The 19,663-nt window shown below is 53.4% G+C and carries 14 protein-coding genes; 2 read left to right on the forward strand and 12 right to left on the reverse strand.

Going from position 1 to position 19,663, the window contains the following annotated elements:
* Nucleotides 1–4: 4 nt before the first annotated feature.
* The 4 genes from sstT to OGY37_RS06220 all read right to left on the reverse strand — a co-directional run bounded on the left by sstT (nt 5) and on the right by OGY37_RS06220 (nt 4,303).
* The gene (gene sstT / locus OGY37_RS06205) at nt 5–1,249 is read right to left on the reverse strand and encodes a serine/threonine transporter SstT (RefSeq protein WP_148361434.1); all 1,245 of its coding nucleotides are present in this window, start codon (nt 1,247–1,249) and stop codon (nt 5–7) included.
* A gap of 242 nt (nt 1,250–1,491) precedes the next feature.
* Nucleotides 1,492–2,460 carry a TerC family protein gene (locus tag OGY37_RS06210; protein WP_003828551.1) on the reverse strand — a complete coding sequence of 323 codons (969 nt, stop codon included), beginning with the start codon at nt 2,458–2,460 and terminating at the stop codon, nt 1,492–1,494.
* Between the two features lie 271 nt (nt 2,461–2,731).
* Nucleotides 2,732–3,730, reverse strand: a complete 999-nt coding sequence (locus tag OGY37_RS06215) for a Gfo/Idh/MocA family protein (protein WP_286620351.1) — start codon at nt 3,728–3,730, stop codon at nt 2,732–2,734.
* Between the two features lie 72 nt (nt 3,731–3,802).
* Complete coding sequence (locus tag OGY37_RS06220; protein ID WP_016154609.1) at nt 3,803–4,303, reverse strand: M48 metallopeptidase family protein; 501 nt, start codon at nt 4,301–4,303, stop codon at nt 3,803–3,805.
* A gap of 82 nt (nt 4,304–4,385) precedes the next feature.
* Between OGY37_RS06220 and rlmG the strand changes: the two genes are divergently transcribed.
* Nucleotides 4,386–5,522 (forward strand): 23S rRNA (guanine(1835)-N(2))-methyltransferase RlmG, encoded by a 1,137-nt coding sequence (gene rlmG / locus OGY37_RS06225; protein WP_003828544.1) that lies wholly within the window; start codon nt 4,386–4,388, stop codon nt 5,520–5,522.
* A 151-nt stretch (nt 5,523–5,673) separates the two neighbouring features.
* On the opposite strand, the gene OGY37_RS06230 is transcribed toward rlmG, so the two are convergent.
* From OGY37_RS06230 to ebgR, 7 genes are all read right to left on the reverse strand, one after another.
* Entirely contained in the window at nt 5,674–7,692 is a 2,019-nt protein-coding gene (locus OGY37_RS06230) for an oxidoreductase (protein ID WP_286620352.1), read from the reverse strand.
* Between the two features lie 229 nt (nt 7,693–7,921).
* Complete coding sequence (gene ygjK, locus OGY37_RS06235; RefSeq protein ID WP_286620354.1) at nt 7,922–10,273, reverse strand: alpha-glucosidase; 2,352 nt, start codon at nt 10,271–10,273, stop codon at nt 7,922–7,924.
* 16 nt (nt 10,274–10,289) lie between these two features.
* Nucleotides 10,290–11,351: a protein YgjJ gene (gene ygjJ / locus OGY37_RS06240; RefSeq protein ID WP_126317361.1), complete on the reverse strand. Its 1,062-nt coding sequence runs from the start codon at nt 11,349–11,351 to the stop codon at nt 10,290–10,292.
* A gap of 82 nt (nt 11,352–11,433) precedes the next feature.
* Nucleotides 11,434–12,867, reverse strand: coding sequence for an amino acid permease (locus OGY37_RS06245; RefSeq protein ID WP_286620356.1), 1,434 nt, complete (start codon nt 12,865–12,867; stop codon nt 11,434–11,436).
* A 65-nt stretch (nt 12,868–12,932) separates the two neighbouring features.
* Nucleotides 12,933–13,382, reverse strand: a complete 450-nt coding sequence (locus OGY37_RS06250) for a beta-galactosidase subunit beta (RefSeq protein WP_003828536.1) — start codon at nt 13,380–13,382, stop codon at nt 12,933–12,935.
* Nucleotides 13,379–16,471, reverse strand: coding sequence for a beta-galactosidase subunit alpha (ebgA, locus tag OGY37_RS06255; protein WP_286620359.1), 3,093 nt, complete (start codon nt 16,469–16,471; stop codon nt 13,379–13,381). The genes OGY37_RS06250 and ebgA overlap by 4 nt, the downstream gene beginning before the upstream one ends.
* Nucleotides 16,472–16,678: 207 nt before the next feature.
* Entirely contained in the window at nt 16,679–17,662 is a 984-nt protein-coding gene (gene ebgR, locus OGY37_RS06260; RefSeq protein WP_032945068.1) for a transcriptional regulator EbgR, read from the reverse strand.
* Between the two features lie 209 nt (nt 17,663–17,871).
* Here ebgR and OGY37_RS06265 point away from each other — a divergent pair, with 209 nt between their 5' ends.
* Nucleotides 17,872–18,204 carry a tRNA-binding protein gene (locus tag OGY37_RS06265; protein ID WP_003828529.1) on the forward strand — a complete coding sequence of 111 codons (333 nt, stop codon included), beginning with the start codon at nt 17,872–17,874 and terminating at the stop codon, nt 18,202–18,204.
* A 77-nt stretch (nt 18,205–18,281) separates the two neighbouring features.
* On the opposite strand, the gene ygjG is transcribed toward OGY37_RS06265, so the two are convergent.
* Complete coding sequence (ygjG, locus tag OGY37_RS06270) at nt 18,282–19,661, reverse strand: putrescine aminotransferase (RefSeq protein WP_057067552.1); 1,380 nt, start codon at nt 19,659–19,661, stop codon at nt 18,282–18,284.
* Nucleotides 19,662–19,663 lie beyond the last annotated feature (2 nt).

The raw sequence follows: 19,663 nt of genomic DNA on the forward strand, positions 1-19,663 counted from the left end.
GGGATTAGCCGCGCAGGGCGTTATTTGCCAGACGCTCGTCTTCTGCCTGGCAGGCTGCAGCGGTAAACAGGACGTCTGTAGAAGAGTTCAACGCCGTTTCACATGAGTCCTGCAATACGCCGATGATAAAGCCAACGGCAACAACCTGCATGGCGATGTCATTCGGGATACCGAACATGTTGCACGCCAGCGGGATCAGCAGCAGAGAACCGCCCGCCACGCCCGATGCACCACAGGCACACAGCGAAGCCACCACGCTGAGTAACAGCGCTGTCGGTAAATCGACCGGAATACCCAGCGTATTCACCGCCGCCAGCGTCAGTACGGTAATGGTGATCGCCGCGCCCGCCATATTGATGGTGGCTCCCAGCGGAATAGACACCGAATAGGTATCACGATCCAGATTCAGCTTCTCACACAGTGCCATGTTCACCGGAATATTTGCCGCCGAACTGCGGGTAAAGAAGGCATACACGCCACTTTCACGCAGACAGGCCAGCACCAGCGGGTACGGGTTACGGCGAATTTTCCAGAAGACCAGCAGCGGGTTGACCACAAATGCCACCAGCAGCATACAGCCTACCAGTACGGTCAGCAGTTGGGCGTAGCCCCAAAGCGTTGCGAAACCGGTGGTTGCCAGCGTGGAGGAGACCAGACCAAAGATACCGATTGGTGCGAAACGAATCACCAGTTTCACCATAAAGGTGACGGCGTTGGACATATCATTGACCAGATTTTTGGTCGTTTCATTACCGTGGCGCAGTGCAAAGCCCAGACCAACGGCCCATACCAGAATACCGATATAGTTAGCGTTAAGCAGGGCATCAACTGGGTTAGAAACCATGCTCATCAGCAGGCTGCGCATCACTTCAACAATCCCGGACGGCGGTACGATATCCCCCGCGCTGCTGGAAAGATGCAGTGTTGATGGGAAAGCAAAGCTGAAGACAACGGCGGTTAATGCCGCTGAAAATGTTCCGAGCAGGTAGAGGAACAGAATAGGGCGGATATTGGTTTTTTGCCCGTGCTGGTGGTTGGCGATAGAAGCCATCACCAGCATCAGAACCAGAATTGGCGCGACGGCTTTTAATGCGCCGACGAACAGCGTACCCAGCAAACCAGCGGCTTCAGCCGCAGGTTTTGACACCAGTGCCAGTAAAATCCCCAGTACCAAACCGATCAAAATTTGTTTAACCAGGCTCCCTTGCGCCAAACGCGAGAACAGCCCCGATGAACGTTGCGTAGTCATGTCGTGATCCTTTCATTGTGTTGTTGCCTTACCTTTGTGCGTTCTGTTGACGCATCTTTCTGGATGGGGCAAATGTTTGCATGGCTGAGTATAAGGAAAGAACGGGGTTCTGGAAGCGAAATATCCTGGATTCCGCGTTGAGATCATATTTTATAACTTTAACTTAACATTATTTTGACATGATAAACAAAAAGCCCGACGCACGCAGTGTGCTGTCGGGCTTTTCAGCTAGCAGATGAAACTTACTGTATTTGCTGCTTTTTATCGTGCTGGTGGTTGACCCACGCGTTAACAATCAGCGTCACAAACAGAATGCCAAATACCACGCCTAACGAGATAGCGATCGGGATATGGTAGAAATCGACGATCAGCATCTTAATACCGATAAACACCAGAATGACCGACAAGCCGTACTTCAGCATGGAGAAACGCTCCGCCACGCCCGCCAGCAGGAAGTACATCGCTCGCAGACCCAAAATAGCAAACAGGTTCGAGGTCAGCACGATGAACGGGTCGGTGGTCACGGCAAAGATAGCCGGAATACTGTCGACGGCAAAAATCACATCGCTCAACTCAACCAGAATCAACACCAGCATCAGCGGCGTAACAAACAGTAGGCCGTTTTTACGCACAAAGAATTTTTCATCTTCGATGGTATCGGTCATGCGCAAATGACCGCGCAGCCAGCGTACTAACGGTCTGTCGCCAATACCGGAGGCATCTTCTTTCGCCAGCGCCATCTTCACGCCGGTAAACAGCAGGAACGCGCCGAACACGTACAACAGCCACTCAAACTGGGTGATAAGCCAGCTGCCCGCGAAGATCATGATCGTACGCAGCACAATCGCACCCAGCACGCCATACACCAGTACCCGACGCTGCAACGCAGGCGGCACGGAGAAGTAGCTGAAGAGCATCAACCAGACAAAGACGTTATCTACTGCCAGTGATTTTTCGATCAAATAGCCGGTAAGGAACGCCAGCGCCTGTGGGTCGGCAACGGCGCGCCCCTGGGTTTCTGCCAGGTACCACCAGAAGGCGGCGTTAAACAGTAACGACAGAGTTACCCAGACGATTGACCAGGCCGCAGCCTGCTTCATTGACATCGTATGTGCGCCACGACGACCCTGCAACAGCAGGTCGATGGCCAGCATAATTACCACTACGACAGCGAAGCCACCCCATAACAACGGTGTGCCGACAGTATTCATTGTATTTCCCCATGCATAAAAAAAACGGCCAACGCCGAATGGCATTAGCCGCTGCTTTTTATGCATAGACCTTGCCATTCGGCAAGGTCTCACTTACAACAACAAAGGAATACGGTGGCGTATTCCTTTGTTATCGCCCGGCGACCGGATGTGGTTTTTCACACATCGTAATGACGATCAACCGACAACGAAGTTACTCCCCTTTGCGGGTTACAAAATATTACAGGCCATGCATTCAGTCAATGGCCTGCAACATTCGTTTTACACACCTTTACGCAGTCAGCGATGTTTCCGCTTCGTCTGCCGGGAAAACCACGCCGGTCTGGCGGCGAATCTCCGTTTGCAGTTTGGCGGTGGTACGGCTGACGGCCAGTGCCGGGTGATCCACTTCGCCGGATTCAACCAAATGGGCAAAAGCCTCTGCCTCATACAGCATAGTATTGATGTGTTGAGGCGTCGTCAGATCCTGCGTTTTTCCCCCGCGTGGCACGAAGCACACCTTTTGGCATTCGGAGATATGCTCGATGACCAGCGATCCCGATTCGCCCTGAATTTCACTGGCTAATACCGAGTCACTTACTTTTGAGTGCTGGAGCGTAACGCTGAAATCACCGTAATTCAGCACCACCACGCCGTGGGCATCCACGCCGCTTTCTAGCAGGCTGGCGCTGGCCTGAACGCTCTGCGGTTCGCCCCACAGCGCAACCGCTGAGGCCAGGCAGTAAAAACCGATATCCATAATCGAGCCATTGGAGAACGCCGGATTAAACGTGTTCGGGTTTTCACCGTCCAGATAGCGCTGATAGCGCGAGGAGTACTGGCAGTAATTGATAAACGCTTTCCTGATTTTTCCAACTTTTGGGAGCGATTGCTGTAACAGCAGGAAGTTAGGCAGGTAGGCGGTTTTAAACGCTTCAAACAGCACGACCTGATTTTGACGCGCGCAGGCGATAGCGGCTTCGGCTTGCGCCAGGTTGGAGGCCAGCGGCTTTTCGCAAATAACATGCTTTTTGTGCCGCAAAAACAGCTCAGTCTGCGGGAAATGCAAAGAGTTTGGACTGGCGATGTAGACGGCGTCGATCGCCTCGCTTTGCGCCATCGCTTCCAGCGAGGTAAACAGATGTTCGACTGGGTAATCGTTGGCGAAGGTCTGCGCCTGCTCAAGGCTACGAGAATAGACTGCGGTTAACTTATATTTGCCGGTTTCATGGGCGGCATCGACAAACTGGCGGGTGATCCAGTTTGTGCCAATTACTGCGAAACGTATCATAAAGGCCTTCAGGCTGCGAAAAGGGATTCTTTCGTCAATTTAGCATGCCCTGAAGACAAAGCCAGTGCGCGACTACGCAGTTTGCTTTAACGATTGTTGCGTTAACCACAGGCGGGTATCGAACTCCAGTTGGTGATACTGAGGCTCCATATGACAGCACAGCTGGTAAAACGCTTTGTCGTGCTCTTTTTCCTTCAGATGCGCCAGTTCATGAACGACGATCATACGCAAAAAGGGTTCGGGGGCATTGCGAAACACGGTGGCGACGCGGATCTCCGCTTTGGCTTTGAGCTTACCGCCCTGCACGCGAGAAACGGCGGTATGCAGCCCCAACGCATTCTTCAGAACGTGGATCTTGCTGTCATACATGACTTTATTTAGCGGCGGGGCGTTACGCAGAAACTGATTTTTCAGATCCTGGGTATATTGCCAGAGCGCTTTGTCGGTCGCGAAGTCATGCGTACCCGGATAGCGCTTCTCCAGCACAGCGCCCAGGCGCTGCTCAGCAATCAGCGTTCTCACTTGAGAAAGCAAATGTTCCGGGTAGCCCTGGAGGTAAGTTAGTTGGTTCATTCATGTCCACGCAAATCATAAAAGTGTATACTCACGCACCCTTTTCAGGGATACGCCGAAATTTTACCATTCAGGAGGGCCGATGAGCCACATAGACAACGGTTTCCGTTCGCTGTCACTTAAACGTTTCCCGGAAACGGATGACGTTAACCCGCTGCTGGCGTGGGAAGCTGCAGATGAATATCTGCTGCAACAGCTGGACGATACCGAGATTAGCGGCCCGGTGCTGATCCTGAATGATACCTTCGGCGCGCTGGGCTGTGCGCTGGCGGAACATACGCCGTACAGCATCGGCGATTCCTATCTCAGCGAGCTTGCCACACGCGAGAACCTGCGTCACAACGACATTGCCGAGTCGAGCGTCAAGTTCCTCGACAGTACCGCTGACTATCCGCAGGCGCCGGGCGTGGTGCTGATTAAGCTGCCAAAAACCATGGCGCTGCTGGAGCAGCAACTGCGTGCGCTGCGCGAAGTGGTAACGCCAGAAACGCGCATCATCGCCGGGGCAAAAGCGCGTGATGTACATACCTCGACGCTGGAACTGTTTGAAAAAGTGCTGGGTCCAACCACCACTACGCTGGCGTGGAAAAAAGCCCGATTGATCAACTGTACGTTCAGCAAACCGGAGCTGGCCGCTGCCTCGCAGACGCTCAGCTGGAAGCTGGAAGGCACCGACTGGACTATCCATAACCACGCCAACGTCTTCTCCCGTACCGGACTGGATATCGGCGCGCGCTTTTTTATCGAGCATCTGCCGGAAAACCTCGAAGGGGAGATTGTTGATCTCGGCTGCGGTAACGGTGTTATCGGTATGACGCTGCTGGCGAAGAACCCGGAAGCCAGCGTGGTATTTGTTGATGAATCGCCGATGGCGGTGGCTTCAAGCCGTTTGAACGTGGAAAGCAACATGCCTGAAGCGCTGGATCGCTGCGAGTTTATGATTAACAACGCGCTGTCTGGCGTCGAACCTTTCCGCTTTAACGCCGTGCTGTGCAACCCACCGTTCCATCAGAAGCATGCGCTGACGGATAACATTGCCTGGGAAATGTTCCACCACGCCCGCCGCTGCCTGAAAATCAACGGCGAGCTGTACATTGTGGCTAACCGTCACCTCGACTACTTCCACAAGCTGAAGAAGATTTTCGGCAACTGCGAAACCATCGCCACCAATAATAAATTCGTGGTGCTGAAGGCGGTTAAAACCGGTCGTCGTCGGTAATAGCGGGTGCCGGATGCGGCTAACGCCTTATCCGGCCTACAGTATAAATCTGCCTGATTCTGTAGGCCTGAAAGCTGCGCGCCATCAGGCAAATCGGTGCAGAGTGCCGGATGGCGGCTAACGCCTTATCCGGCCTACGAAGGACATGACGTTAAATTTCCAGTGCCAGCCTGGTGCCCTGCGCAATAGCGCGTCGGGCATCCAGTTCCATCGCCACATCGCAACCGCCGATCAGATGCACCGTTTTACCTGCCGCGTGCAGCGGATCGACCAGTTCACGGCGCGGCTCTTGTCCGGCGCAAATCACCACGTTATCCACGTTAAAGATCACCGGTTCACCGTTCAACACAACGTGTAACCCATCATCATCAATCTTCTGATAGCTGACTGCCGGGATCATTTTCACGCCGCGTGAGAGCAGGGTGGCGCGATGGATCCAGCCCGTCGTTTTACCTAAACCTTGTCCCGGTTTGCTGGCTTTTCGCTGCAGCATCACTATCTGGCGCGGGCTGCGGGATAAGTGCGGACCTTCCGGGCGTAAGCCGCCTGGCTGTTGCAGGCTGGTGTCGATCCCCCATTCCACGCAGAACTCCGCTATGTTTTGGCTGGTGGGTTCGCCGGGCTGACTCAGATACATTGCGGTATCAAAACCGATCCCGCCGCTGCCCACGATCGCCACGCGTTTACCCACTGGCGTTTTATCGCGCAGAACGTCGAGATAGCTCAGTACTTTTGGATGATCGATCCCCTCGATCGGTGGCATACGAGGCTCGATCCCACTGGCGAGGATCACTTCGTCGAAGGTGTGCAGATCGTGTGCGCTGACAAAGTGATTCAGCTTCAGGGTCACGCCAGTCACGTCGATCATCCGACGGTAGTAGCGCAGGGTTTCATAGAATTCTTCTTTTCCGGGGATCTGTTTGGCGATATTAAACTGCCCGCCAATCTCGCCATGTGCGTCAAACAGCGTCACGTGATGCCCGCGCGCTGCGGCATTAATGGCGAAGGCGAGGCCCGCAGGACCCGCACCGACAACCGCCAGGTTCTTTGGCACAGCTGCCGCAACAATCGGCATTTTGGTTTCATGGCAGGCGCGCGGATTGACCAGGCAAGAGGTGACTTTGCCGACGAAGATCTGATCCAGACAGGCCTGGTTACAGCCGATACAGGTGTTGATCTCATCCGTTCGTCCGTTTTGCGCTTTTGACAGCAGTTCGGCATCCGCGAGGAACGGACGGGCCATCGACACCATATCGGCATCGCCACGGGCCAGAATGTCATCGGCGACCTGGGGATCGTTAATGCGGTTGGTGGTGACCAGTGGGATTGTCACATGCCCTTTCAGCTTACGCGTCACCCAACTAAACGCACCGCGCGGTACTGGGGTAGCGATAGTGGGAATACGCGCCTCATGCCAGCCAATACCGGTGTTAATAATGGTGGCCCCGGCGGCTTCTATAGCCTGCGCCAGCTGGACGGTTTCGTCGAAGGTTCCGCCATTTTCCACCAGATCGAGCATCGACAGGCGGAAGATAATAATAAAGTCATTCCCGGCACGCTGGCGTACCGCTCGCACCACCTCAACGGCAAAACGCATGCGGTTGGCATACTCACCGCCCCATTGGTCATCGCGCTGGTTGGTACGCAGCGTCAGGAATTCGTTGATGAGATACCCTTCCGACCCCATCACTTCCACGCCATCGTAGCCCGCTTCCCGCGCCAGCTGTGCGCAGTGGGCAAAATCTTCAATCAACTGCAGCACTTCATCGTGCGTTAATTCATGTGGCGTAAAGCGGTTAATGGGTGCCTGAATAGCAGAAGGCGCCACCAGATGCGGCTGGTAGCTGTAACGCCCGGTGTGCAGGATTTGCAGGGCGATTTTGCCGCCTTCATCATGCACAGCATCGGTAATGACGCGATGGTGAGCAAGCTGGCTGGTGTCGTTCAGCATCGCACCGCCTTCCATTCCCACGCCGGAAAGCGCAGGCGCAATACCTCCGCTCACAATTAACGCTACGCCGTGACGGGCGCGCTCGGCGTAGAACGCGGCCAGCCGTTCTGCACCATCGGGATATTCCTCCAGTCCGGTATGCATTGAACCCATCAGCACGCGGTTTTTAAGCGTGGTGAAGCCTAAATCGAGCGGAGCGAACAGCGACGGATAGCTCATAAAGGTGTCCAGTATGTAAAATTATTGTTATGTGGTCGGATGAGTTAATAATTTAGCCGTCGCCGCGTAAAAGGGAAAAGAGGAATGCCGTGATTGTGATGGGATTCAAAAAAGGAGTGGAGCCAGAGGACGAATATGCCGGATGGCAGTGCAAGCACCTAATCCGGCCGGTGAAAATGTGTCTTTGTAGGCCGGATAAGCGAAGCGCCATCCGGCGTTATGTCACAGATTACTGTTTTTTAAGAAAATCGTTATACAGCATATAGAGATGCGCCGCGCTCCAGGAGAAATTCGGTGCGCCCTGCTGTGCGCCGGTCAGCGGGTTATAGTTTTCCTGAATCGGACCGTCGGCGGTGAGGCCTTTGGCGTGGCTGAAGAAGGTATCCGCCAGTTTTAACGCGTCATCGCGATAGCCGTAACGCTCCATCCCTTTTAGCCCGAACCAGAACTGATCCACCCAGACGCGCCCGCGCCAGTAGATATCCGCGCCGAAAGCCGGGTTGGTCAGCGCCGCCGTGCCAAGCGGGACAAAGGTGTTGAACTCTTTGGGGTCGAGCATCACCTTAACCACCGCGTCCGCATGGGGCTGCGTTGCTGCACCGTTAAACAGCGGCGACCAGCCTTCCGGTCCTTTGCCACGTTCGACGATCGGTTTACCCGCGCAGCCGTTTGCCAGCGGTTGCTCCTCAATACGAACGTCGTAAAAGAATTTTGTTTCCGGGTCGAACATGCAGGTGTTGATGTAATCTGCGAGGTTTTGCGCCAGTTGGCGATAGCGCTGCGCCTCTTCGTGTTTACCGAGCAGGGTCGCCATCTGCGCCAGATAATGGTTGTCGCTGTACATGTAGCTGGCCTGATCGACTGACTCCTGCAACAGCGAGTAACCCAGCAAATTACCGTCTTTACTGCGATTTTCGGCAAATTTCACCACCCAGTCGCTGCGTTTTCCACCGCCCGCGACGTATTTATCCAGTTGATCTTTATCGATAAAACCAAATACAGCCGCATCGTCACGACCGGACTCCCACGAGGCGGCAACCTGCGCCGGGATCTCAAGGCTGTCATACTGACCCTTATCGATCACGGTGGCGTAATTGTTCAGCCCGGAGAGCGTTTCTTCCGTGTCGCCTTTTTTCACCGTAAACAACATTTCGCCGCGGTCGGTATTGTGGGCTTTATCGCGGGTAGCGCCGTATTCCGGCACGCCGTTGCCATTATGATCGCGGTTACGCAGCCACCAGTCGTGATACGCAACCAGCTTTGGATACATCTCTTCGAGCCAGGCCTTGTCTTTGGTGACGTTGTAGACCTCCATCACCGACCAGGCTGCCAGGCTGGGTTTGGTGTTGCGCTCGTTCCAGTTACCGCCGTCGCCGCCGCGTTCCGGGCTGAGATTCCAGGCAATCAGGTCGGGAATGAATCCGGCATCCTGCGGGCGAACCGGATCACCGGGTTTAACCTGCCATGAAAAGACGGCGCGAATATTCTCTTTGGCGATCTCCGGGTTAAAGTGCGCCATAGCGAAGGCCTGCTTCCAGGTGTCCCACGGCCAGGTTTGGTTGCCGGAGAACCAGCGGCCGGTGACCGATGGCGTCACGGTATTGTGTTTTACCGCACCGCCTGGCGAGCGCCAGTTGCCGTTTAGCGTTTCAATAGCTTTTACCGCGACCCGGGTTTGTTCCGTTGTGGCATCCGGGTTAGTTAAGCCTTTTTGCAGATAATCTGCCCAGCGCTTTTGTGATGCAGCAAGATACCAGGCCGGGCGCGCCAGAATATCGCGGATCTGCAGCTGCTCTTTCGCCACATCCTCGGCGGTAAGCAGATGAGAATAGGTGGTGTAAATGGTTGTCGAACCGCTGATATGGGCCTTCCCCGTAAAGCGATGACCGTTAACCGTGGTTTTCATAGCGACAGATTTATGCACCTGATACTCCGACTCACCGGAGGTGAGCAGATCCCAGGTTGAGCGCACTTTGCCGAAGGTGACTTTCAGACCGTCGTGCGTGGCGGTGATTTTGCGCTGATAGCCAGGGAATTCGCTATCAATGGTTTTATCCGACAGCGCTTTTCCCTCTTTGGCTTCCAGTTTCTCCAGCAGCTCGCCGTCCCACACCAGATCCAGCGGCGTGTTGCTGGTGATTTTGGTTTCCAGCAGCGAGGTGCGCGGGCTGGCAAAACGCAGCGTCATCTCTATTTGCACATGCTTAGATGACAGCTTTTGCACCAGCGCGCCGGGAATGCCGTAGGCCTCAAGCGCGAAATCGACCTTTTTACCGTGCTGGTACACCGTCAGACGGTCAAAATTATTGGCCATAAAATTGATGTACTCTTCGGTCAGCAACGCCACGCCAGGAAAGCCGCCCATCGTTGCAGGGCCGTCCGGGAGCAAATGACCGTGCCAGGCGCCAAGATCGAAAAATGGATTAAAGCGCTGATGGTCGTCGTGATCGTAGTCATGCATGTAGCCCGGCGCACCGGTGCGATTAATGATGTTTTTAAAGTCGTTAGCACTGGCGGCATGTGCGGAGAAGTTCATCAGCAGGATACAGGCCAGCGGCGTAAGAATAGGTTTCATGTTCATGGTATTCCGGTCCTTGTTACCAATAGAAATATTGCATCAGGAAGATTTGGTCGCTCGGGTCGCCGGATGCATTCTGCATATAGAACCGACTGTCGAAGGCAGTAGCGAAACGGCCGCCGCCGTATTCATACCAGATACCGAACTGCATAAAGGAAGTGGTTTCGTCCTCATAGCTATCCGGTCGGTGTTTGGCGTAGCTATAAGCTGTGGAGAGGTAAACGCCTTTTAGCGCTTCATACATCGCGCTGACCATATAGCCGGTTTCGGTGCCGGACACATCCAGTCCGTCGGCGCGGCCCGTGTGGTGCCAGGCGCGGGCGGCGAAGTTGGGCGAGAGGATGCCGGTCAGGAATAGTTGTCCGGTGCCATCCGTTATCTCCAGGCCGTTCATCCAGGTTACGCCTTCGGTCAGGTCGTACTGGATGTAGCCGTTCATCATGGCCGGATAGGTATATTTATCGTCGTAGCGATCGTATTTACCAAAGTGCAGCCAGGCTTTGCTCTCGTCGTGGTGTCCGGCGGGCGTTGCTGTCACGCTGTAGCGCAAAGGACCGGTCAGGTTTTGCACCTTAATGGCGGTCATGATGTCGCGAGTGTTGGGAATGACGTAGCCCAGGTCTGGAGTGAAATCCCCCCACCATTGCAGGTCATCCAGCGAAGAGTCCTGGCGCAGGCTGAGCATCAGCTCCGTTCCGTCATTGGTACGATAACCGCCGTAAAAGCGGTTGAGCCCGCCCTCGAATCCGCCCCAGCTATGGTCAGGAACCCAGGCATTGCCCTGATGGTCCGCTTGTACGGTCCAGCCCTCGCCGTAGATCAGACCAAACCACGAACCGTGTTTTATCTCCAGGCCACCTTCTATATAGGTACCATCACTGTATTTATGTTTGTCTTGTCCTTCTAAATCCATATATCCCCCTATGCCCAATTCGCCATAAAAGCGAAATGAGGGGGAAGATATTTCTGGCGTTTTCGTGTCGTCGTGTTCTGCAGGGCGAACTTCTTCTGCACCCAGAGAGGAGACGCAGAAAAAGGGCAGGGCAATAATTGCCCTGCAACAATGGCTAATGTTTTTCATGCTTCGATCCTAAGCAAATAAAATTTAATTTTTATTGTTATAGCCTTGGCGAATATTGTTTATTGTTATTATGTTTTAGTCATTAATTGATATCTGAAGCAGGGGCCGCCTCAATAGCTTTTTCTTCTTTGGTTAGCCCTTTGATATATTTACTGTATTTCCACCAGGCAAAACCGAGGAAAATAACAATCCCACCGACGTTATAGAAAATAATGGTCATGATATTGCCGCCGGTTGGGAAGGTAGAGGCAATAAATCCGATGGTGAAAAGAACGATCAGCATCGACACCACAACAATGCCGGTCTTTTGCGAACCCATACGGAAGTCGCGCGGTAAGTGGTCCAGTTTTGCACGCAGATTCAGGTAAGCCAGCATAATAAACAGCGGCGGCAGCATCGAGGCGGCGGCGGTCATGTTGATGATGGTGTTCATTAAATCCTGCACGGTATTGGAGCCGAGCGTCGGGATAATCATCAGCGGGATAACGATCAGGAACTGGATCCATGCTGCACGGGCCGGGACGCCGTTTTCATTCAGTTCGACGGTTTTTTTACCGAAAATACCCGCCGGAATTTCAGAGAAGAAGATCTTCACCGGCGTTGCGGTCCACATCAGCAGGGAGCCGAACATCGCGGTAAAGGATACCAGGCCGACAAAGCGGTTAACGACCAGCTCCGGCAGGCCGAAATATGCCGCCAGGCCGTGGAATACCTGCACCGAACCACCGGTAAACTTCAGCTCTTTGCTGCTGACGAATACGTTAATCAACACCGAGGAGATGGAATAGAGCACGCCGATAAAAATTCCGGCAATGATAATGACCTTCACGAACGATTTGGAGCCGCCCTTGACGTCGTTGACGTACACCGCCACCGACTCCGCGCCGCCTGCCGCCATAAAAATCCAGGTGGTGATACCGAGGAAGGCCCAGTTAAAATTCGGGATCATTGCGTCTACGGTGATAGGGTCAGCAGGCTGTACGCCGCCAACCAGCGCCGTACCTGCCAGTAAAATACAGGACAGCGTCAGCAGCAGCATCAACGTGGAGGTGACCGAGGTAATCGGCCCTAACATTTTTGCACCATTGGTCGAAACCCAGGTGGAGAAGGCAAACAGCACCATACTTAACACGGTGGTTGCGAACGGCGTCAGAATGTATTCGTAGCCTAAAAAAGCATATGAGGCGTAGGCAATAACGCGGGGCAAAAGCGAGGTAAAAAAGAACAGGTTAACGAACCAGTAGGTGTAGGCAGTAATAAATGCCCAACGCCCACCCAGCGAACTTTTTACCCATGCGTAGACACCGGCTTCGGAGTTTTTATTCAGCGAAACAAATTCAGCGATGATTAAGCAAAACGGAATAAAGTAGAAAATCGTCGCGAGGAAAAACATCGGTGCGGATGCCAGACCAAGTTCAATATTATTGTTGATTACGTTATTAAAACTATAAACCGCGGCAAAGGTGAGTGAAAGTAAGCCGAACTTGCCGATGGTATTACGTTTGGTATCAGACATAGCACATCTCCGATTCCTGATTATTATAGGGTACTGGCGGCGCAACGTCGGCGCCGCCTGTGTTTTTATTTATTATGAAAATAACCATCTTCGATGGTGACTTTGAGTACGACTTTTTTCACTGCGTTATTACAAATAAAACGATAGGCTTCATGGTTGTCACAAATAACCATTTGTCCTTCGTGCACTTCGACGGTTTTTCCACAACCTTTCAGATATTCGCGATCGGTTTCATCGCGATAATATTCAACCACCTGGAGATCCTCTTTGGCGGCATACTCTATTTTTTGCTGCCCTTGCAGGTAGTAATGGATCTCAAAATAACGACGATGACCGGTAAACAGCGCATCGGTCGCGGAGTCTGTCTCCACGCGGTAGCTCAGGGAATCACCGATAGAGTGGGCGACGCCTGGCTGAATATTGTCAATATTTTCAATAGCCTCGACGCAGCGTTGCCATTTCCGACCTGAAGCATAGCGTTGCTGGAACTGCTCTAAGTTGTCGATGATCCTCATTTTGTATTCTCGCTGTGCATATTCGTGGAAAAGAACCCGGTGCCAAAGGCGCGGTTGGCGGTGGTTTGAGCGCCAGATTCGCTGCCGGAAACCGGCAACAACGTGAAGCCGTAGCTGAATGACGTAAACCAGACGCGCCAGGAATCGAGTACTTCACTTCCCCACGAGTTGGAACCTAAGCCCAACAACTGGTGATCCAGATTCAGGGTGATGTCATCGCTACGTTGCAGCGCGTTGCAGTGCTGTGCGGCAAAGATATTTTCCTGCGTATAGCGCCAGGCGCTCAGGTTGACAGGGCGCTGCGGGACCACCAGCAGGCCGTTGCCGTGGCGGTTAGTTAGCGTTGCCCAGCGCACGTCCTGACGATTGCCGTTGTTTTGCGGGAACGGATAATTTTCGAACATCTCATCCACGCTGCTGCGCCAGATGTCGATGATGTTGGCCTGCTGGCTATCGGCATAGTTTTCACCGGGGCCACGTCCGTAATACGCCACCTGGCCCAAATCACCGTTGATGCCCATCGTGAAACCGATGCACGGAATAATGTCCCGGTACTCGCCGTAAGGCTGGCCAGAAAGTTCCACATTCAGCTGACCGTCCGCGGCAATGCGCCAGCGATAAGTGCAGCGCATACCGAAATCGAATACCGGCGGGGCGATAATGGTCTGGCTGGTTATCAGCAGCGCATCATCGGTTTGCTCAAGGGTAAACTCGCGCAGATGCTCCTGCATAATCTGTAAATGATTCGGCTGCCAGAGGCCTTCGAACTCTTGCTTGTGGTTATCAATGGTCGGTTTGAAGAAATTAATCTTCGGCTCGCGGGTAATCAGCTCTTCGCCATTGACGTTCCAGGCGATCGGTTTACCTGTCAGCTTTGAGAAGGTCAGATGGAAGTTATAACCGCGAACGGTGCAGCTCTGGCGGCTGTCTTCCAGCGTCAGAGGGTTGGCGTTTTGCAGGCTAAACGGTACGGCAGCCGCCGTTCTGGCCTTCAGCGGGAACTGATAAGTCGCGATGTGATGCCCGGCTTCGCTGTATGACGTTCGGGAATCTTTCGTCACGGTGACGTTAAGGAACGCTTCGCGCGCATCCAGCTCCGGCAGTGCGCATTGCAGCAGCGCGTCGCTGTTGGGAGGAACGTCGCGCAGTTTTATCTGCTGAACAGAGAGCGTATCTCCTTCGGCGCGAACCTCAATATGCAAGGTGTAGTCGTCAAGCGTGGTGAACCAGAGTTTGTTTTCTACCCGTAGCTCGCCGCGGGCCAGATCCTGTGCGCACACTTTCACCGGCGCAATTACCTGCTTGTACTCTTTCAGTCCCGGTCCTGGGGTTTGATCGGAATAAATCAGGCCATCAAGGCAGAAGTTGTAGTTGTTCGGATAGTCGCCGTAGTCGCCGCCATATTTGTACCAGACGTTGCCGTCGTCATCTTTAGCCTGAATCCCGTGATCGCACCACTCCCATACATAGTGCCCCTGGATGCAATCATGCTGATAGAAGACGTTCTGATATTCCGTTAGCCCGCCGGGACCGTTGCCCATGGCGTGCGCATACTCGCAGATGATGCGCGGCTTAGGATGCGGATATTCACCAAACTCATTCATCAGCGGCACGCGGGTGTACATGGTGGAGATGATATCCACCACTTCGGCGTCACGATCTTCTTCGTAATGGATCAGACGCGTGTCATCCAGCGCTTTTGCAGCGTGATACATGGCGCGGATGTTACAGCCGTATCCGGATTCGTTACCGAGCGACCAGATGATGATCGAAGGGTGGTTTTTCTGCGCATGGACGTGGCGCACGATGCGCTCAACGTAGACATTTTCCCACAGTGGATCGTCGGTGATCCGACTGATATCGCCGATATTGGCGAAGCCGTGAGATTCAACGTCTGTTTCGGCCATCACGAACAGGCCGTAGATATCGCACAATTCATAGAAGCGCGGATCGTTCGGGTAATGGGCGGTGCGTACGGAGTTGATGTTGTGCTGCTTCATTAACAGCAGATCTTTTTCAACGCGATCCATACCGACCGCGCGGCCCTTAAGATGATCGTTATCGTGGCGGTTAACACCATGCAGCATCACGTAGCGGTTATTGATGTAAAACAGACCGTCGCGAACTTTGATATCGCGAAATCCAACGCGCTGTGGCACGACCTCAAGGATGTTGCCGCTGGCATCTTTCAGTGTCATCACCAGATGGTAGAGATACGGCGATTCCGCCGACCACTGCTGCGGCGCGCTAACCTTGAAATGAAAAGCGGTCTGCGTTTGTTTATCCACCTTCAGAGTGTTAATCACACCGCTATGCAGCGCCTTCTCACCGTCAAACAAGGTGTATTCGAGCGACGCTATCGCTGGCGTGGAGGCCAGGTTTTCCAGCGCAATGTCGCAGGAGAGGGTGGCGTCGCGATAGTCATCATCGAACTCGGTGCGAACGGTAAAATCCTGAATGTGGGTCGCCTGTTTGCCGACCAGATAGACGTCGCGGAAAATTCCCGCCGACCACCACATATCCTGGTCTTCAACGTAGGTGGAATCAGCCCATTGCATTACGCGAACGCACAGCAGGTTATCACCGGTCTTCACCACCGCGCTGATATCAAATTCGGCCGTCAGGCGGCTGCCTTTGCTGAAGCCAACGTATTGACCATTCACGTAAACTTCGAAGTAGGTTTCTACGCCATCAAACTTAATCAGCGTCTGTTTGCCCTGCCAGCCTTCGCTGAGGGTGAAAATACGCTGATAGGCCCCGGTGGGGTTATTGGTCGGAACGTAGGGGACATCAATCGGGAAAGGAAAACCTTCGTCGGTATACTGCAGCTTGCCGTGTCCTTCCATCTGCCACATGCCGGGGACGGTGATGCTACCCCAGTCACTCATAAACTGCGACGTAAAGGCTTCCGGCACCTGCAGCGGATGCTCAAAGAACTGAAAATTCCACTGACCGCTTAGCAGCTGAAAGAGGCTGCTGGTTTCGCGGGCAAACGAGCGAGCCTGCGCAACGGAGTCGTAAGAGAAAAAATATGCGCGTGGCGCCAGTCGATTTTCGTGGGTGAGCTGAATGTTTTCCCAGCGATTCATAAGGCCTCCCGGTGGAGAAAAATCGGAACCATTCATTGTAATGGTGGGTAAGTGTAATTGATGGTGATTTTAGTAAAAGTTTTACTAAAATATAGCGAGTGAAGTGATTTACTTTAACTGGATCACGAAAATAATTCGGACGCGGAAAAGAATGCATGACAATGCGCGCCCGGCATCAGAAGAAACCGGGCGGGTTAACGGGGGATTTCAGCGGGTGGTGCCGCGCAGTTTCAGCTTGCTGGGAACAAAAACCAGCAGGGGGAGCGCACGCCCGTCACGGGCTTTTTCGAACAGCAGGTTGACGCCCTGACTGCCCATCATTTCCGAATGGATGCGAACGGTGGAAAGCGGAGGAAAGGTGAAACGCGCCGTTGGGATATCATTAACGCTAATCAGCGAAATATCCTGCGGAATATTCAGACCGCGCTCGTGGATGGCGCGCAGAACGCCAATGGCAATCGAGTCTGAAGCCACAAACAGGGCGCTGGGATAGTCGGGTTTCGCCAGCATTTCTTTAGCCAGTTCATAGCCTGATGAACTGGAGAAACCGCCGCGATAGATGTCCTGTTCAGAAACGACCTGCTGCAGACGACCGTATTCGACAAACGCGGCTTCGCGGATATCGGCCTTGCCTGGCTGGTCTTCGCCACCGATGAAGCCAATGCGGGTGACGCCCTGGGCAATGAAGAAGTCGATGCTCTCTTTGCTGATGCGGGCCAGATCGATATCGACGGCGTCATATTCGCTGCCGGATTCATGGAAATCGATAAAGCAGATATTGTCGGTAAGTGCTGTTGCCGCCTCGCGCAGAGCGGGAGAAGGCTTACCTACAATAAGAATGCCGGTAATGTGTTTGCTCTCCGGCAGACCGCTGTGTTCATAGCAGTTGGTCAGTTCGATCCCGAGTTTCTCACACTGGGTTTCAATCCCATGGCGGATCGCGAGGTAGTAAGGATCGTTGATTTCCAAATCTTGCTGATAGCTGTAGAGCGCCAGAATATGCTGGGGGCCGAGCGCGCTGGTCTGGTTCTTTCGGGCGCTGCTGGTTTTGTACTCCAGCTTTTCCGCGATCTCCAGAATGCGATGCTTAGTCTCTTCTTTTACATTCAGCGTGGGGTCATCGTTTAAAACCCGGGACACTGTCGCCAGGGACACGCCAGCTTCGATTGCGATGTCTTTAAGTGTTGCCATGTTTGCCTTTTCCCTGAGTTACCTGCGCATTGTAAATGAAGTGCTTATCTATTCATCTGTTTTCAGTAAAAAAAGCATGATTAATTGACATGCTCGGGGTAAAACTGGGCTTTCAGAGTGTGATGAGTACGTCATTTTCCCGCTTTTGAGAACAATGCTCGGAAAATATTTTGCTAATATTTAGTAAAATTTTACCAAAGGAGAAAATAATGGATACCGTCGCATTTGCTGATTTTGCCCGAATGGAAATACGTGTTGGAAAAATCGCACAGGTAAAGCGCCATGACAATGCCGATAAGCTGTATATCGTACAGGTAGATGTGGGAGAGCGTACGCTGCAAACCGTAACCAGCCTGGTGCCTTACTACAGAGAAGAGGAGCTGATGGGCAAAACGGTGGTGGTGCTGTGTAATCTGCAAAAGGCCAAAATGCGCGGTGAGACATCAGAGTGCATGCTGCTGTGCGCGGAAACCGACGATGGCAGTGAAAGCGTACTGTTGACGCCAGAACGCCTTATGCCTGCTGGTGTGCGGATTGTTTAAGTCAGGCTAATTGCCGGATGGCGGCTACGCCTTATCCGGCCTACAAAAGATTGTCTTTTATAGGCCGGGTAAGGTTGTTACATTTGCTCCACGCTCACCCGTAATGCTGCCAGGGCTTTGCGCGTCGATCGCAATACCAGATCGCATTGCTCGATCGTTAACGTCAACGGCGGTTCGATGCGGATCGTCTTTGCATTGTTAAGCGTGCCGGCAACCAGCACCCGCTGGCGGAACATCTCACTGGCAAAGTTGTAGCCGATTTCATTATCGACAAACTCAATCGCCATCAGCATGCCCTTACCGCGTACATCATGCACCAGGTCTGGGTATTCCCGCGCAAGCTGGCGGAAACCATCCAGCAACATATCGCCTTTCTGCTCCGCCTGAGCCGGTAAATTTTGCTCCAGCAGGACGTTAATGGTGGCCAGCGCAGCTGCACAAGCGAGCGGGTTGCCGCCAAAGGTGGTGGTATGCAGGAAAGGATTGTCGAACAGGACGGAGAACACCTCTTCGGTGGCAATGGTCGCGCCAATGGGCATCACACCGCCGCCCAACGCTTTGGCCAGACACATAATGTCGGGCTGCACGTTTTCGTGTTCGCAGGCGAACATTTTGCCGGTACGCCCCATGCCGGTTTGCACTTCGTCAAGGATCATCAGCGCGCCAAACTCATCGCAAAGTTTACGAACGGCAGTCAAATAACCTTGCGGCGGCAGGATCACCCCACCTTCACCCTGGATGGGTTCGAGGATCACAGCTGCGACATCGTCACCGGTCTTTTTACACTCGCTGAGCATGGTGCGCATCGCGTTAATATCGCCAAACGGCACATGACGGAAGCCCGGCAGCAGCGGCATAAAGGGTTTACGGAAGGTAGATTTAGCCGTGGCAGACAGCGCGCCCAGTGATTTACCGTGGAATGCGCCGCTGGTGGCAATAAACGTAAATTTACCGCGCGGCGATTGATACGCTTTCGCCAGCTTCAGGGCGGCTTCAACCGACTCGGTCCCGCTGTTACAGAAAAAACTGTATTTCAGTTTACCGGGCGCCAGTGCGGCGAGAGTTTTTGCCAGCATAGCCCGAAGAGGGTCAAGTAACTCCTGGCTGTGCAGAGGTTGTTTCGCGAGTTGATTCTGTACGGCGGAAACCACGACTGGATTACGGTGCCCCACGTTGAAAATTCCAAAACCACCCAGGCAATCGACGAACTCTTGCCCCTGGGTGTCGACAAGCGTATTCAGGCTTCCCGCTTGCCACTCTACGGCTCCGTAATCCCCGCCTGCAGTTACAGATTTTCGATACTCTAAGAACCCCGGATTGACATGCTCCTTGAAGTACTCAATCACCTCTTTGTTCAATGATTTCATTTCCTCATGATCAAGCGTGCGCTTTTCGATGAGATTCAGTGCGTGTGCGCTGCAGGCCAGGGCCGATGCGCTGGAAGGTAACCTGTTCAAAA

It is taken from the genome of Citrobacter sp. Cpo030 (assembly GCF_030333005.1).
Taxonomy (GTDB): domain Bacteria; phylum Pseudomonadota; class Gammaproteobacteria; order Enterobacterales; family Enterobacteriaceae; genus Citrobacter; species Citrobacter portucalensis.

Bases quoted from the DNA above. Each gene is read 5' to 3' on its own strand.
- sstT (WP_148361434.1), bottom strand. From the start codon at position 1,249: ATGACTACGCAACGTTCATCGGGGCTGTTCTCGCGTTTGGCGCAAGGG.
- OGY37_RS06210 (WP_003828551.1), bottom strand. From the start codon at position 2,460: ATGAATACTGTCGGCACACCGTTGTTATGGGGTGGCTTCGCTGTCGTA.
- OGY37_RS06215 (WP_286620351.1), bottom strand. From the start codon at position 3,730: ATGATACGTTTCGCAGTAATTGGCACAAACTGGATCACCCGCCAGTTT.
- OGY37_RS06220 (WP_016154609.1), bottom strand. From the start codon at position 4,303: ATGAACCAACTAACTTACCTCCAGGGCTACCCGGAACATTTGCTTTCT.
- rlmG (WP_003828544.1), top strand. From the start codon at position 4,386: ATGAGCCACATAGACAACGGTTTCCGTTCGCTGTCACTTAAACGTTTC.
- OGY37_RS06230 (WP_286620352.1), bottom strand. From the start codon at position 7,692: ATGAGCTATCCGTCGCTGTTCGCTCCGCTCGATTTAGGCTTCACCACG.
- ygjK (WP_286620354.1), bottom strand. From the start codon at position 10,273: ATGAACATGAAACCTATTCTTACGCCGCTGGCCTGTATCCTGCTGATG.
- ygjJ (WP_126317361.1), bottom strand. From the start codon at position 11,351: ATGAAAAACATTAGCCATTGTTGCAGGGCAATTATTGCCCTGCCCTTT.
- OGY37_RS06245 (WP_286620356.1), bottom strand. From the start codon at position 12,867: ATGTCTGATACCAAACGTAATACCATCGGCAAGTTCGGCTTACTTTCA.
- OGY37_RS06250 (WP_003828536.1), bottom strand. From the start codon at position 13,382: ATGAGGATCATCGACAACTTAGAGCAGTTCCAGCAACGCTATGCTTCA.
- ebgA (WP_286620359.1), bottom strand. From the start codon at position 16,471: ATGAATCGCTGGGAAAACATTCAGCTCACCCACGAAAATCGACTGGCG.
- ebgR (WP_032945068.1), bottom strand. From the start codon at position 17,662: ATGGCAACACTTAAAGACATCGCAATCGAAGCTGGCGTGTCCCTGGCG.
- OGY37_RS06265 (WP_003828529.1), top strand. From the start codon at position 17,872: ATGGATACCGTCGCATTTGCTGATTTTGCCCGAATGGAAATACGTGTT.